Consider the following 14,233-nt stretch of genomic DNA (forward strand, 5'->3'; position numbering starts at 1 on the left):
GCCACGGTGGCGCGCGCCCTGCCAAGGGCGGCCCGCGCTCCTACGCTCGACCGGAACTCGGGTACTCACGGAGCCGCGTCGAGGGTGTCACCCCCGCGGCCGCGCAACCTCGGGGAGGAGCACGTGTCTGAGCCCGCACGTCACACGGACATCGTCATCGTAGGTGCCGGAGTCGCCGGACTCTCGGCGGCCCGACGACTCACCAGGGCGGGGATTCCCACCGTGGTCCTGGAGGCCGCCGACCGGCCGGGCGGCCGGATGTCGACCGAGGGGGTCGACGGCTTCCTCCTCGACCGGATGGGGCAGCCCCTGTCCACCGCCCACCCCGAACTGCGGCGCGCTCCGGGGCTGGAGGGGCTGGTCCTGCGCCCGTTCTCGCCCGGGGTGTTGGTACGGGGCGAGGGGCGCTTCCACCGGGTCGGGGAGGCCCGCAGCATCCGGCGCGCACGGGGCGCGTTACGCGCTGCGCGCGCCCTGGCAAGCGCCCCTCGGATGCCGCGTACGGGGTGGGTGCCCCGGACGGCCAGCGCGGTCGGGAGCCCACTGGACCAGGCGCGCCTCGCCGCCGCGCTGGCCCGGCTCGCCGACACCCCGCGGGAGCGGCTGTTGGCCCGCCCCGAACTGCCCGCCGCCGACGCGCTGCTGGCCCGGGGGGTGCCCGCCCGCACGGTCGAGGGGTTCCTGCGCCCACTGCTGTCGACGCTGCTCTGCGACCCGGAGCTCACGACGTCCAGCCGGTGCGCGGACCTGGCGCTGCACGCCTTCGCCCGGGGCCGGCTGTGCCTGCCCGAGGGCGGTACCGCCGCCCTCCCGGACCTCCTCGCGGCCGGGCTGCCGCCGGGGACGCTCCGTACCGGGGTGCGGGTCCGGTCCGTGTCGACCAACCGGGTGGTCACCGAGGAGCACGGCGAACTCCGCTGCCGGGCGGTGCTCCTCGCCACGGACGCCCGGTCGGCCGCCCGGCTGCTGCCGGGGCTGCGGGTGCCGGACTTCCACGGGGTCACCGTGGTGCACCACGCGGTCGACGAGCCGCCGTTGGAGGAGCCCGCGCTCGTCCTCGACACCGAACGGCGCGGGCCGGTGGCCCACACGGCGGTCGTCAGCCAGGTCGATCCGACCCGGGCGCCGGCCGGGCGGTCCCTCGTCGCGTCGACGGTGCTCGGCCCGCCGCCGCCCGACCACGACCGGACGGTCCGCGCACACCTGGCGCAGCTGTACGGCACGGGGACGGCCCGCTGGGAACTGCTCTCCGTGCGGTACGTGCGGGACGCGGTGCCCGCGATGCCGGCGCCGCACGATCTGCGGCGGCCGGTTCGGGTGCTGGCCGGGCTGTACGTGTGCGGTGACCACCGTGAGACCAGTACGTTTGCCGGGGCCATTCAGTCCGGGTGGCGGGCTGCGAGGGCCGTTCTCACGGATCTCGCGCCCGAGCTCAGCCGGTCCTCGGAGCGGTTCGCGGCGTAGCCCCGTGCGGGGCGGCGGGTCGGTGCGGGTGCGCAGGGGTGGCACGCGCCGTTCCCCGCGCCCCCTTCGGTGCGACCAGCTGGGGGTGCGCTGCCCTGCGCGGGTGCGACCCGCCCGGCGTGCGCTGCCCCGCGGGGGTGCGCGGTCGTCACCCGCGCCGTTCCCCGCGCCCCCTTCGGGCGCGGCCTGGCTGGCCTGCGCTGCCCCGCGGGGGTGCACCGTCGTCACCCGCGGCCCCTTCGGGTCGTCGGGTCTCGCCGAGGGCGCGCGCCCACCGGCAGCGCCCGACAGGGGCGCGGGGAACTGCGCAAAACAACAACGCACCCGCACCGGACGGCGCACCCCCAGCCGGACGCACCCGATCAGGGGCGCGGGGAACTGCGCGAAACCGCAGCGCACCCGCGCCGGACAGCGCACCGCAGGTGGACGCACCGATCAGGGGCGCGGGGAACTGCGCAACGCGACAGCGCACCCGCACCGAACCGCGCACCCGGAGGTGGACGCACCCGATCAAGGGGCGCGGGGAACTGCGCAGAACCGCAGCGCACCCGCACGGGACATCGCAGGGTCAGATCAACGCGACCTTGTCGCGATACGCACGGGCCTGGACCGTCTCCCGATACGGCTCCAACCGCCGCTCGAAGTCCCGGACGTACTCCAACGCCCGTACGGACCGCATGTCCGCAGCCTGCTGCGCAGCCTCCGCGCCCAACGCGCACGCCTGGTCCAGCTCCCCGAGCCCGAGTCGCGCACAGGCCAGCACGACCCGGCAGAACAGCCGACTGCGCGCGTACCCGTGCGCCCGCAACTGCAACGACCGTTCCGCGTGCTGCGCGGCGGCCCGGTACTGCTGGAGGTCCCGGTAACAGTGGCCGAACTCGTCGGCGAGTTGGGCCTCGTCGAAGAACCGGGCCCAGTGCGGGGGCTCGTCCCCGGGCCGGGCCGCGTCCAGCGCCCGTTCGGCCCGGACCAGGGACGCCGTACAGGCCCGCACCTCACCGAGCACCCCGTGCCCCCGCGCCTCCGCGGCGTGCAGCAGCGCCTGGACGACGTGCGGGGCGGAGGAGCCGATGCCCTGTTGGGCGACCCGGGCCAACTGCACGGCCTCCCGACCGTGACCGAGGTAGACGGCCTGGCGGCTCATGGTGACCAGGATGTACGAACCGTACGCCCGGTCGCCGGCCGCCTGGGAGAGCCGCAGCGCCTGCACGAAGTACCGCTGGGCGAGCCCGTGCGCCCCGATGTCGTACGAGGTCCAGCCGGCGAGCCGGGTCAGCTCGGCCGCCGCGCCGAACAGTCGCCGGCCGGTCTGCTCGCCGTAGACGCCGCGCAGCATCGGCTCGGCCTCGTGCTCCAGGTAGCGCACCAGGGCCTGCCGGGCGTGCCCGCCCCCGTACGCGTTGTCGAGGGTGCGGAACAGTTCGGCGACGGAACGCAGGGCCGCGATGTCACCGCCGGTGACCCGGTGGCCGGGGCCGCGTTCCGTACCGCGCTGTCTCTGCTGGGGCACCGCACCGCGGCCCTGTGCGGGGATGCGCACGCCGGCGCCGGGCGAGGGAGCGGGCGCGGGCTCGCTGCGGCCGGGGCGGTCGCCGGGGGGCCCGGGCCGCCCCGCTGCGACGGCCGCGCGCTCGTCCACCCGGGAGCGGTCGTCGCCGCGGCTGACCTTGTCGTCGGCGCGGCCGATCAGCCAGTCGCGGCTGGGGACGACGAGCCCGGCGGGGGTGAAGGCGATCTTGCGCAGTTCGGCGTGGCTGCCGGAGTCCTTGCGCCACAGCCCGCTGACGATGTCCACCGCCTCTTCCGGGCCGGCGGCGAACTCCAGCCCGGCGTACACCGGCGCGCACGCGTCGAGGCCCAGGTCCTGGGCGGTGAGTCTGCGCCCGAGGCGCCGGGTGAACACCTCGGCGATGAGGGCGGGGGTGGTGCCGCGCGGCTGCTGTCCGCGCAGCCAGCGCGTCACGGACGTCTTGTCGTACCGCAGGTCGAGCCCGTGCTCCAGACCGAGCTGGTCGACCCTGCGGGCAAGCCCCGCATTGGAGAATCCTGCCTCCGCGATGAGGGCGGCTAGCTGGCGGTTGGGGGTGCGCTGCGGAGGTCGTTCCGTCATCAGATGTGCGGTCTCCTGCCTTTCGGGCCACACCTTGAGCGGCCCTTATGGCCTTGTGAACGGCGCGAATGTAGCGGTAGAAGTCACCCGCAACGCCGCCTTCGCCCCGCATTCATCCGATCGTGTGAGGATCGGCCCGACGGCTGACGCTGCGCGGCGGGTCGTAGAGTGGCGGGGGTGGAGAGGTGGACATCTGCTCCGGAAGGCTCTAGGGAGGCACGTGCCGTGAGTGAGCTGCGGTTCGTCCGGCTGGGATTCGGCGCGGACGCGGTGGAGTACCAGGTGGCCTGGGACGAGCAGCGGCGGGTGCACGCGGCCCGGTTCGCCGACGAGGTCCCCGACACCTGCCTGCTCCTGGAACACCCGCCGGTCTACACCGCCGGACGGCGTACCGAGGACCGGGAGCGGCCCCTCGACGGGACGCCGGTGATCGACGTGGACCGGGGCGGGAAGATCACCTGGCACGGCCCGGGCCAGCTGGTCGGCTATCCGATCATGAAGCTGCCGCGCCCGGTGGACGTGGTGGCGCACGTCCGCAGGCTGGAGGAGGCCCTGATCCGGGTCTGCGCGGAGCTCGGTCTGGAGACCACGCGCATCGAGGGCCGCAGCGGCGTGTGGGTGCTCGGCGACCCGGTCGACCAGCGGCCTTCGCTCGGCGGGCTCTCCCTGGACTTCGACCCGCGGATCACCGACGACGAGTTCGACGCGCGGTTGAACGGGCCCGAGTACGCCCCGTCGAACGCGGGTCAGCGTCGCGAGGACCGCAAGATCGCTGCGATCGGCATCCGGGTGGCCAAGGGCGTCACCATGCACGGCTTCTCGCTCAACGTGAACCCCGACAACACCTGGTTCGACCGGATCGTGCCGTGTGGCATCCGGGACGCGGGGGTCGCCTCGCTCGCGGGGGAACTGGGCCGCGAGCTGACCGTGCCCGACGTCCTGCCACTGGTGGAGCGACACCTGGCCGAGGTGTGGGAGAACGCGACCCCGCTGCCCCGCGAGGTGCCCGCGACCGAGGACGTCGCCCGGCCCGTCGCCACCCCGACCACCGCCTGACACCGACCCCGACACCGGCCTTTACACCAGGACCGCGCGGCACTGGGTGCCAATTACACACACTCACCCGAACGGGGAATGCCCCCCTACGGTCCGAGGTTGGCACCAGCGCGGGGGCCTTACACCTTTCGGGCGTACTCTGGTGGACGCCCAAGAATCGAATGCACAGGGAGCCGATGTGTCCGCAGTCGCACCCGACGGACGCAAGATGCTGCGCCTGGAGGTCCGCAACAGCCAGACCCCCATCGAGCGCAAGCCCGAGTGGATCAAGACCCGGGCGAAGATGGGTCCCGAGTACACGAAGATGCAGAACCTCGTCAAAAGCGAGGGCCTGCACACGGTGTGCCAAGAAGCGGGTTGTCCCAACATCTACGAGTGCTGGGAGGATCGCGAGGCGACCTTCCTCATCGGCGGTGACCAGTGCACCCGGCGTTGCGACTTCTGCAACATCGACACCGGCAAGCCGCAGGCGCTCGACCGTGACGAGCCGCGCCGCGTCGCCGAGTCCGTCGTCACGATGGACCTGAACTACGCCACGATCACCGGCGTCGCCCGGGACGACCTCGAAGACGGCGGGGCCTGGCTGTACGCCGAGACCGTCCGGCAGATCCACGGCATGACCGCGGAGCGCGCCGACGGCCGCACCAAGGTCGAGCTGCTGATCCCCGACTTCAACGCCGAGCCGGACGCGCTCGCCGAGGTCTTCTCGTCCCGGCCCGAGGTCCTGGCCCACAACGTCGAGACGGTGCCCCGGATCTTCAAGCGCATCCGCCCCGGCTTCCGCTACGAGCGGTCCCTGAAGGTCATCACGGAAGCGCGCGCCGCCGGGCTCGTCACCAAGTCCAACCTCATCCTCGGCATGGGCGAGACCCGTGAGGAGATCAGCGAGGCGCTGCGCGAGCTGCACGAGGCCGGCTGCGAACTGATCACCATCACGCAGTACCTGCGGCCGACCGTGCGCCACCACCCCGTCGAGCGCTGGGTGAAGCCGCAGGAGTTCGTGGAGCTGAAGGAGGAGGCCGAGCAGATCGGCTACTCCGGTGTGATGTCCGGTCCGCTGGTCCGTTCCTCGTACCGGGCCGGACGGCTGTACCAGATGGCGGTGGAGAAGCGGGGCGCGTACATCGCGGTCCAGGCGGTCTGACGCACTCCCGCGCGGGACTCACCGCCGCTCCCGGCGTGTGAGTCTCCGCACAGCTCCCTACCGGCTGGTAGCGCCGGGGAGGCGGGTCCCCGCAGCTGACGGCCCGCCCCGGGGTGCGACCGGCGCCCCGGTCCACTGCCCCGGGGCTTCATGTGCGTTTGACCAGCAGGTCACGCACTGGTAACACCACTCACAGACCCTGGTTTCCGTGACACCGGTTCCCTCCGCGTACGACGTCGTACGAGCCGTGCGGTCCGTACGGCTCAGGCAGGCGGACCGGCGCCGCACAGCCGTGAGGCGCCCCACCGCCGCGCGACTGCCGGGCCCACACCACCCGCCGCGCTCCGAGGGGTACCACCATGCAGACCGCGCCCGCCACGATCCCGTCGATCACCGGTGCCCTGCGCGCCGTCGAGACGCTCCTCATCGGCCGCGGCCAGCGCACGGCCCGCCGCAACGCGTGGACGTCCGTCCTGGAGGACCGCCGTCGGGCCGAGGACCGGACCGAGGCGCAGCGCGCGATGGAGCGGTCCCCGGGCACCGCCCGCACCTCCTGAAGCCGGCGGGAGCGCCGCCCCCGCGCACGCAACCGGAATCACGGGGCGCCCGGACGTCGTAGCCGGCCCGCGGGGCACGTAGACTCACAGCATGGCGAGGAAGGAACCCGCAGCGAACGCTGCGAACACCGGGCGTCTCAAGCAGATCGCCCTCACGTACAAGATGACCCGCAGGGCCGACTCCAAGATCGGTCTCGTGCTCGCGGCGGTCGGAATCGGCACCCTCGGTGTCTTCCTCGCGTTCGGTTTCTGGATCGGGCATCCCATCTACCTGGGCATCCTCGGACTGCTGCTCGCGTTCCTCGCGACGGCGATCGTCTTCGGGCGCCGTGCCGAACGGGCCGCGTTCGGCCAGATGGAGGGCCAGCCCGGCGCCGCCGCGGCCGTCCTCGACAACATCGGCCGCGGCTGGACCACCACGCCCGCCGTTGCGATGAACCGCAGCCAGGACGTCGTGCACCGCGCCGTCGGCAAGGCGGGCATCGTGCTGGTGGCCGAGGGCAACCCGAACCGGGTCAAGAGCCTGCTGGCCGCGGAGAAGAAGAAGATGGCCCGCATCGTCGCGGACGTTCCCGTGCACGACCTGATCGTGGGCACCGGCGAGGAGCAGGTCCCGCTGAAGAAGGTCCGCACGACGATGCTGAAGTACCCGCGGGTGCTCACCGGCCCGCAGGTCACCGCGACCAACGACCGGCTGCGCGCACTGGGCGACCTGATGAGCAACATGCCCCTGCCGAAGGGGCCCATGCCGAAGGGCATGCGGATGCCCAAGGGCGGGCCCAAGATGCGTTAGCCCGACCCTCCCTGCCTCTGAAGGGCGCCGGAACCCACCTGGTTCCGGCGCCCTTCGCGTGTTCCGGTTCCCGCCTCGGGTGCGCCGCCCGTTCTGCTGGCGCACGACATGGGGAGACGCAGGTCACACGGGGCCGTGTCACAGGGGGGTGCGCCATCTCGTCTCGGGGGTGTAACCACGAACGACGACCGAGGAGCATCCCGTGGACGCACGACTGAACTATTTCGCGAGCCCGATCGCCAGCGAGGTCTTCAAGCACGTCATGACGGCCGGCAAGGTCATCAAGAAGTCGACGCTTCCCGCCGTGACGCAGGAACTGGTGTCGCTGCGCGTGAGCCAGATCAACGGCTGCGCCGTCTGCATCGACATGCACACCAAGGAGGCCGCCGCCGCCGGCGAGACCCAGGTGCGACTGCACCTGGTGGCGGCGTGGCGGGAGGCCACCGTCTTCACCGAGGCGGAGCGGGCCGCGCTGGAGGTGGCGGAGGAGGGCACCCGGATCGCGGACGCGGCCGGTGCGGTCAGCGACGAGGTGTGGGCGAAGGCCGCCGAACACTACGACGAGGATCAGCTGACCGCCCTGGTGTTCTTGATCTCGTTCATGAACCTGGCGAACCGGCTGAACGCCATCGGGCAGCAGCCGGCCGGCGACTACAAGGTCGGGCAGTTCCACTGAGGGGTACCGGCCCGGAGGTCCCGCGCCGGACGTCCGGCCGGGCGGAACGGGAGGCGTCCGGCCGGGCGACACAGGGGGCGTCCGGCCGGACGGGACGGGCGTCCGGCGGAGGGGACACGGTCGTGAGCAAGGTCGAGGAGTTCGAGGAACTGCGTCCGCTGCTGTTCTCGATCGCCTACCGCATCCTGAGCAGTGTCGGTGAGGCCGAGGACGCGGTGCAGGAGACCTGGCTCCGCTTCGACGGCTCGACCACCAGGCCCGCCTCGACCAAGGCGTTCCTGTCGGCCACGGTGACACGGCTCTCCGTCGACGTGCTGCGTTCCGCCCGGGTGCGGCGCGAGGCGTACGTGGGTCCGTGGTTCCCGGAGCCGCTGCTCAGCGATCCCTACCAGGACCCGGCCCGGTCGACGGAGCTGGCCGACTCGGTGTCGATGGCGGCGCTCCTGCTGCTGGAGCGGCTCAGCCCGTTGGAGCGGGCGGTGTTCGTGCTGCGGGAGGTGTTCGGCTTCGGCTTCGACGAGGTCGCCACGGCGGTCGGGCGGTCCCAGGCGGCTTGCCGACAGCTGCTGGTGCGGGCCCGGCGGCACATGGAGGCCGGGCGGCCCCGCTTCGCCGCGGACCGGCAGGAGCGGCGGGAGTTGGCCGAGCGGTTCTTCGACGCCCTGCGCAACGGTGACGTGGACGAACTGCGGGACCTGCTCGCCGCCGACGTGCACCTGATCGGGGACGGTGGCGGCAAGGCCCCACAGGGCCGGGGCGTCCACGGAGCCGACAACGTGGCGCGGCTGCTCGTCTCGTTCTTCCGCCAGATGGTCCGGATCGACGTCACGCTGGAACCGCACGAGGTCAACGGCCTGCCGGGCGGGATCGTCCGCGATCGGGACGGGCGGGTGCTCCAGACGCTGGCGCTCGACGTGCTCGACGGGCAGGTCCAGGCGGTCCGCTCGGTGCTCAACCCCGACAAGCTGGGGCACGTGGGTCCGGTGGCGGACGCCTGGGCGTTCGCCCGCGAAGTGCGAAGGGCCCGCCGGCAACCGGAGTGACCTCGGCGGGTTCACAGGGTCGGTACCGTCCGCACTTCCCGGGACGGTACCGACCCTGTGGTCACGTCGCACGAGGGGCGTACGCCGCGCACCGGCCACCGACGATCAGATGCGGACCTCGATGGTCCGGGCCAGCTGGTCGTGGAGGCCGCGGCCGTCACGGTCCCAGACGAGGGCCGGAACGCCCAGGCACAGCAGCGCGCCGCGCGTCAGCGCCCGCAGCGGACGGATGTGTCCACCGTCCGCGGAGATCACCCGCAGCCCGAAGATCCGCTTGCCGGGGGTGGAACCGACCGTTCCCACGGTGAGCACGCTCATCACGAAGAAGAGGAGCAGGGCCCAGTTGCCGGTGGCCTGGTTATAGCCCTCGGTGAGCAGGCCGTATGCGATCAGCACGCACAGCCCCCAGTCGACGAGGAGGGCGCCCAGCCGGCGACCGGGGCGGGCGATCGAGCCGGGCCCCGTCTCGGGCAGGCCCAGTTGCTGACCCCGGTAGCCGAAGTCGACGCCCTCGTTCTCCGCGGCCTCGCGGGGGCCGGAGAGCCACGATCCGATTGCTTGCCTCTTGTCCACCCGTCCACGGTAACCGGGTGGACGGCCGGCCCCGCGCCGGGGGTGCGACCCGGCGGCGCCGGGTTGACGCGGGGGTCGCGCGGCCCGGTACGGACGGGGCAGGCCGGACCGGACGGGGCAGGCGGGGCGCGGCGCCGCACCGACCCCGGTTAACTTCGGCGAAACAAATGGGTCACGCTCGGGAAATCCCCCGTCCCTAAGGTCGGGGCGAGCGTGCGCCACCGCACTGGCGCACGAACGAGTTGCAACCCCGCCCCTCCCGGGTCGGGAGTAGGAGGAGTTGGATGTTCCGCAACGCCGACGAGGCCAAGAAGTACATTGCCGACAATGACGTCAAGTTCATCGACGTACGCTTCTGCGACCTGCCGGGAGTGATGCAGCACTTCACGATTCCGGCCGCGGCGTTCGACCCGGACGAGGAGCTGGCGTTCGACGGTTCGTCGATCCGTGGCTTCCAGGCGATCCACGAGTCCGACATGGCACTGCGTGCCGACCTGTCGACGGCGCGGGTCGACCCGTTCCGCCGTGACAAGACGGTCAACATCAACTTCTTCATCCACGACCCGATCACCGGCGAGCAGTACAGCCGTGACCCGCGCAACATCGCGAAGAAGGCGGAGGCGTACCTCGCCTCGACCGGCATCGCGGACACCGCGTTCTTCGGTCCCGAGGCCGAGTTCTACGTCTTCGACTCGGTGCGCTTCAGCACCTCCGCGAACGAGGGCTTCTACCACATCGACTCCGAGGCCGGCGCCTGGAACACCGGTGCGGTCGAGAACAACCGCGGGTACAAGGTCCGTTACAAGGGCGGTTACTTCCCGGCCCCGCCGGTCGACCACTTCGCCGACCTGCGCGCCGAGATCTCCCTGGAGCTGGACCGGCAGGGTCTCCAGGTCGAGCGCCAGCACCACGAGGTGGGCACGGCCGGTCAGGCCGAGATCAACTACAAGTTCAACACGCTGCTGGCCGCGGCCGACGACCTGATGCTCTTCAAGTACATCGTGAAGAACGTCGCCTGGCGCAACGGCAAGACCGCGACCTTCATGCCGAAGCCGATCTTCGGTGACAACGGTTCGGGCATGCACGTCCACCAGTCCCTGTGGGCCGGCGGCGAGCCCCTCTTCTACGACGAGCAGGGCTACGCGGGCCTGTCCGACATGGCCCGCTACTACATCGGCGGCATCCTCAAGCACGCCCCGTCGCTGCTGGCGTTCACCAACCCGACGGTGAACTCGTACCACCGCCTGGTGCCCGGCTTCGAGGCGCCGATCAACCTGGTGTACTCGCAGCGCAACCGCTCCGCCGCGATGCGCATCCCGATCACCGGCTCGAACCCGAAGGCCAAGCGCGTCGAGTTCCGTGCGCCGGACCCGTCCTCGAACCCGTACCTCGCCTTCTCGGCGCTGCTGCTCGCGGGTCTCGACGGCGTCAAGAACAAGATCGAGCCTGCCGAGCCGATCGACAAGGACCTGTACGAGCTCGCCCCCGAGGAGCACGCGGGCGTGGCCCAGGTCCCGACGTCCCTCCCGGCCGTCCTCGAAGCCCTGGAGAACGACAACGAGTACCTCCAGGCCGGCGGGGTCTTCACCTCCGACCTGATCGAGACCTGGATCGACTACAAGCGCACGCACGAGATCGCGCCGATCCAGCTCCGCCCGCACCCGCACGAGTTCGAGCTGTACTTCGACCTCTAGGCGGCGGGCCGGGTTTACCGGTAGTTGGAAGCCGAGGGCCGCCACCTCCCCTTTGGAGGTGGCGGCCCTCGGCCGTGTGGGTCAGCCTCGTGGGGCGTCCGTCCAGAAGGAGACCGCTTTCTCCAGGAGTTCCTTGGCTGCGTCGCCGTGCAGGGCCGCCTCACGCATCCTGTCGAACGCCTTGCGGTAGAGGGCCACCTCGTCCGGTTCGGTGATGGTCACGCCCGAGGAAACCAGCTCGACATGGACCTCTTCGCCGTACATGCCGAAGGCGTCGACAGGATGCATGTTCACACGTGCGGAGGCGGGAACGATGCCGAGCGTGAGAGAGGGCAGGTGGATCTCCCGGAGGATCCGGTCGGTCTGCTCGCGCATCACCTCGGGCCCGCCAATGTTCGTGTAAAGGGCCTGTTCCCCGAGGACGACGTCGTAGTGGTGCTCGCCGTCGTACAGCATCTGCTGTCGCTGCATGCGTTTGGCGACTCCCGCGGGCACGTCGTTCGGGATCCCCAGGAACTCGACCACCTGCCCCAGGATCACGGTGGCGTACGCCTCCGTCTGGAGTGTCCCCCAGATCATGGTGGGAACGTACGCCACGCCCTCGCGCGTCTCCTGATACAGCCGGACCACCTCGCCCTGGATCGACTCGGTACCGGTGGACAGACGCTCCTGCCACGGCACGGAAATGGTCACCGTCATCCCCTCCTGACTTGTTCCTCATCGGACTTGCCACGATTCGCCACCGCAGGTTTCGCACAGGCGGATTCCGCCCCCGCAGAGATGTACGCCCAGATCGCGATGACGCCCCCGCCCCTGCTCCCGAGCCGGCCGGCGGGGGCTTCGTCGTCCGGGTCGTGCGGGACCCGACGGTTCAGATCACCGGGGGCCGGCCCAGCCGCGTCATCCGCCAGACCGTCCGCCAGCGGATCGGGCGCCGCGGTGGGCACGGGACCCGGACCCCCTCGAAGAACCCGGACCACCAGGACCTCAGCCCGTGCAACGGGGGCCGCTGGACCAACGTGTAGGCGGCCCACGAGGCAAGGTAGACCGGCACCAGAACGGCGGGCAGATGGCGCTTGGCCAGCCACACGCGGTTACGGCCGGTGTTGCGGTAGTAGACAGCGTGACGGGACGCCTCGGTGCGGGGATGACGCAGCAACAGGTCGGCCCGGTAGTGGATCTCCCACCCAGCGTCCAGGACCCGCCACGCGAAGTCAGTCTCCTCGTGTGCGTAGAAGAACGCAGTGGGGAACTCACCCACCCGGTCGATCAGGCTCATGCGGATGGCATGGGCACCGCCCAGGAACGTGGTGACCGGTCCCGATCGCGCCGGGTCGGCACCGCCGAGGCGGGGCACGTGACGGCGCTGGGTGAATCCCTCCTCGTCCACGATCCGGAAGCTCACGACACCCAGCCTCGGATTCTCGGCGAAAGCGGCGCGCACCAACCGCATCGTGTCCGTCCGGGGCAACCAGCCGTCGTCGTCCAGGAACACCGCCACGTCGACTCCGCCGTGTTCACGAAGCCACTGCACGCCGGCGTTCCTACCACCGGGGATGCCCAGGTTCTCCGACAGTTCGACGGTCGCCACAGCATCCGGGACGCCGGGCGCCCCAACCTCTTGGCCCAACACCACAACGGTGGCGGCTTCGCCTTCCTGGGCAACGATCGACTCAATGAGCGAGCGGAGTTCTGCGTCCCGGTCGCCCAGGGTCAGTACGACGACGCCCACGGTGGGCACACCTGCTCCGAGGCCGGTCATGCCCGGGACCGCAGCAGTTCACTGGCGCGCTGGTCCAAGGCGGCAGCGCCGGACACTCCGCGCTTTCGGTAGGCCACTGCAACGGTACGGATGGACTTGATTTGCTGTCGGTTCCGGTCGGAGATCACACCGTCCATGAAGCCGAGTGATCGGTTCCACAAGCTCACGGCCTCCTCGTAGCGGTGCTGGGCAGCGACCGACTTCCCGAGGTTGACCATGGTCAGGCCATGAACGCGCTGGTACGTATCTGGAGTACGGCCCGCGAGCGCCCTGCGGTATTGCCGTTCGGCCGCCACGTAGTCCTTCATCGCGGTCAGGGTCTTGCCCGTGTGTGAGGCAACGGTGGAGGCGACGGGTCCGGAAGCAGCAGCGTACGAAGGCACCGGGTCCCCCGTATCTGTCAGTGCGTCCTCGGCCGCCATCAGTGTGCGAGCAGCCTTGCGGCCCTCCCCGATGGTTCCGTACGCCCTGGAGCAGGTGACCAGGAGGAGGGCTTCGGTCTGCCGGTCGACCTTCCCCGACGCGCGCCGCAGCGCCTCCTCGGACAGTTCCACACAGAAGTCCAAGTGGTGAAGGTCGAGCGCTTGGTGTGTCAGGGCGCGCATCATCCACGCGCTGTGCCCGTTCGAGTCGGATTCGCAAGCCAGCTGATAGCCGAGCAGGTAGTACTGCTGTGCAGCACCTTCACGACCGAGGTCGTGGTGTTTCCAACCGACCAGGCAGGCCAGTTGTGCAGCCGCACCGAACGCGTCCCGGCGTACCGAGTCGGACGGGAACCGTGACTCCAGCATGGGGACCACGGTGTCGGTGAGGTACGCGGTCACCGTGGTCAGGCCGTGCCCGCCGCCCATCCTTTCGTCCACGCTCCTGAAGGTCTCGGTGAGCTGGCGGACGACTGCGACCGCTTCAGTCCCGACGGCGCCCCCGCTCACGGCGGCTTTGAGATTGGCGGTGACGACCTCGTGGTCGTAGACCAGGGGGAGACTGACCGCGGCCGTGGCGAAGGCCGCGTTGAGGACTTCCCTGCGACGGAGCACCACGGCTCTCCCGAGGTCGACGGCGGCGGCCAGCGGATCGCTGCTCATCACCTCCCTTACGTCTGCGCCGCACAAACCGATCTCAGCAACCGTCACCTTCCGCTTGATCCTTCTCGAAAGAGCCTCGGCGAGATATGCACGGGTCTGACCGGACGGGTTCCCACCGGCGACCCAGTAGGCGATCGCCGAAGGTGCGGTGCCCAGCGTTTCGCCGGCCTCAGCCGCCACGAGGCGAATCTCCCGGGCCAGTGCGTAGTACGTGACTTCTGCCTCGGCGATAACTGCCGCCAGCTCGGCGTTCGGTGTCCGGTCACCCACCAACTT

Annotated in this window: 13 protein-coding genes; 8 read left to right on the forward strand and 5 right to left on the reverse strand. The window is 70.9% G+C overall.

What is annotated here, in order from left to right; all coding sequences use genetic code 11:
* Positions 1-123: 123 nt before the first annotated feature.
* Positions 124-1,464, forward strand: a complete 1,341-nt coding sequence (locus ACFV88_RS04235; RefSeq protein WP_385485778.1) for an NAD(P)/FAD-dependent oxidoreductase — start codon at positions 124-126, stop codon at positions 1,462-1,464.
* Between the two features lie 568 nt (positions 1,465-2,032).
* Here ACFV88_RS04235 and ACFV88_RS04240 read toward each other — a convergent pair.
* A complete protein-coding gene (locus tag ACFV88_RS04240; protein ID WP_385485780.1) occupies positions 2,033-3,574 on the reverse strand; it encodes a regulator in 1,542 nt (513 codons plus the stop codon).
* Between the two features lie 225 nt (positions 3,575-3,799).
* Here ACFV88_RS04240 and lipB point away from each other — a divergent pair, with 225 nt between their 5' ends.
* From lipB to ACFV88_RS04270, 6 genes are all read left to right on the forward strand, one after another.
* On the forward strand, positions 3,800-4,630 hold the full coding sequence (lipB, locus tag ACFV88_RS04245; RefSeq protein ID WP_385485782.1) for a lipoyl(octanoyl) transferase LipB: 831 nt from the start codon (positions 3,800-3,802) through the stop codon (positions 4,628-4,630).
* Between the two features lie 178 nt (positions 4,631-4,808).
* Positions 4,809-5,774, forward strand: coding sequence for a lipoyl synthase (lipA, locus tag ACFV88_RS04250; protein WP_385485784.1), 966 nt, complete (start codon positions 4,809-4,811; stop codon positions 5,772-5,774).
* Positions 5,775-6,133: 359 nt separating this feature from the next.
* Positions 6,134-6,331, forward strand: coding sequence for a hypothetical protein (locus ACFV88_RS04255; protein WP_385485786.1), 198 nt, complete (start codon positions 6,134-6,136; stop codon positions 6,329-6,331).
* 91 nt (positions 6,332-6,422) lie between these two features.
* The gene (locus tag ACFV88_RS04260) at positions 6,423-7,124 is read left to right on the forward strand and encodes a DUF4191 domain-containing protein (RefSeq protein WP_385485788.1); all 702 of its coding nucleotides are present in this window, start codon (positions 6,423-6,425) and stop codon (positions 7,122-7,124) included.
* Between the two features lie 202 nt (positions 7,125-7,326).
* Positions 7,327-7,800 (forward strand): carboxymuconolactone decarboxylase family protein, encoded by a 474-nt coding sequence (locus ACFV88_RS04265; protein WP_385485790.1) that lies wholly within the window; start codon positions 7,327-7,329, stop codon positions 7,798-7,800.
* Between the two features lie 122 nt (positions 7,801-7,922).
* Positions 7,923-8,843: an RNA polymerase sigma-70 factor gene (locus ACFV88_RS04270; RefSeq protein WP_385485792.1), complete on the forward strand. Its 921-nt coding sequence runs from the start codon at positions 7,923-7,925 to the stop codon at positions 8,841-8,843.
* 105 nt (positions 8,844-8,948) lie between these two features.
* Here ACFV88_RS04270 and ACFV88_RS04275 read toward each other — a convergent pair whose 3' ends face one another.
* On the reverse strand, positions 8,949-9,416 hold the full coding sequence (locus ACFV88_RS04275; RefSeq protein WP_385485794.1) for an RDD family protein: 468 nt from the start codon (positions 9,414-9,416) through the stop codon (positions 8,949-8,951).
* Positions 9,417-9,700: 284 nt separating this feature from the next.
* Here ACFV88_RS04275 and glnA point away from each other — a divergent pair, with 284 nt between their 5' ends.
* Positions 9,701-11,110: a type I glutamate--ammonia ligase gene (gene glnA / locus ACFV88_RS04280; RefSeq protein WP_385485796.1), complete on the forward strand. Its 1,410-nt coding sequence runs from the start codon at positions 9,701-9,703 to the stop codon at positions 11,108-11,110.
* An 81-nt stretch (positions 11,111-11,191) separates the two neighbouring features.
* Here the strand turns inward: glnA and ACFV88_RS04285 are convergent, their stop codons facing one another.
* From ACFV88_RS04285 to ACFV88_RS04295, 3 genes are all read right to left on the reverse strand, one after another.
* Positions 11,192-11,803: a DUF5753 domain-containing protein gene (locus ACFV88_RS04285; RefSeq protein WP_385485798.1), complete on the reverse strand. Its 612-nt coding sequence runs from the start codon at positions 11,801-11,803 to the stop codon at positions 11,192-11,194.
* Positions 11,804-11,981: 178 nt separating this feature from the next.
* Positions 11,982-12,872, reverse strand: a complete 891-nt coding sequence (locus ACFV88_RS04290) for a glycosyltransferase family 2 protein (RefSeq protein WP_385485800.1) — start codon at positions 12,870-12,872, stop codon at positions 11,982-11,984.
* Positions 12,869-14,230, reverse strand: coding sequence for a tetratricopeptide repeat protein (locus ACFV88_RS04295; protein WP_385485802.1), 1,362 nt, complete (start codon positions 14,228-14,230; stop codon positions 12,869-12,871). The genes ACFV88_RS04290 and ACFV88_RS04295 overlap by 4 nt, the downstream gene beginning before the upstream one ends.
* Positions 14,231-14,233 lie beyond the last annotated feature (3 nt).

The sequence above is a fragment of the Streptomyces sp. NPDC059816 genome (assembly GCF_042732055.1).
GTDB lineage: Bacteria > Actinomycetota > Actinomycetes > Streptomycetales > Streptomycetaceae > Streptomyces.

What these genes read in the sequence shown, in the direction of transcription:
- ACFV88_RS04240 (WP_385485780.1), bottom strand. Translation starts at nt 3,574, where the DNA reads ATGACGGAACGACCTCCGCAGCGCACCCCCAACCGCCAGCTAGCCGCC.
- ACFV88_RS04255 (WP_385485786.1), top strand. Translation starts at nt 6,134, where the DNA reads ATGCAGACCGCGCCCGCCACGATCCCGTCGATCACCGGTGCCCTGCGC.
- ACFV88_RS04260 (WP_385485788.1), top strand. Translation starts at nt 6,423, where the DNA reads ATGGCGAGGAAGGAACCCGCAGCGAACGCTGCGAACACCGGGCGTCTC.
- glnA (WP_385485796.1), top strand. Translation starts at nt 9,701, where the DNA reads ATGTTCCGCAACGCCGACGAGGCCAAGAAGTACATTGCCGACAATGAC.
- ACFV88_RS04290 (WP_385485800.1), bottom strand. Translation starts at nt 12,872, where the DNA reads ATGACCGGCCTCGGAGCAGGTGTGCCCACCGTGGGCGTCGTCGTACTG.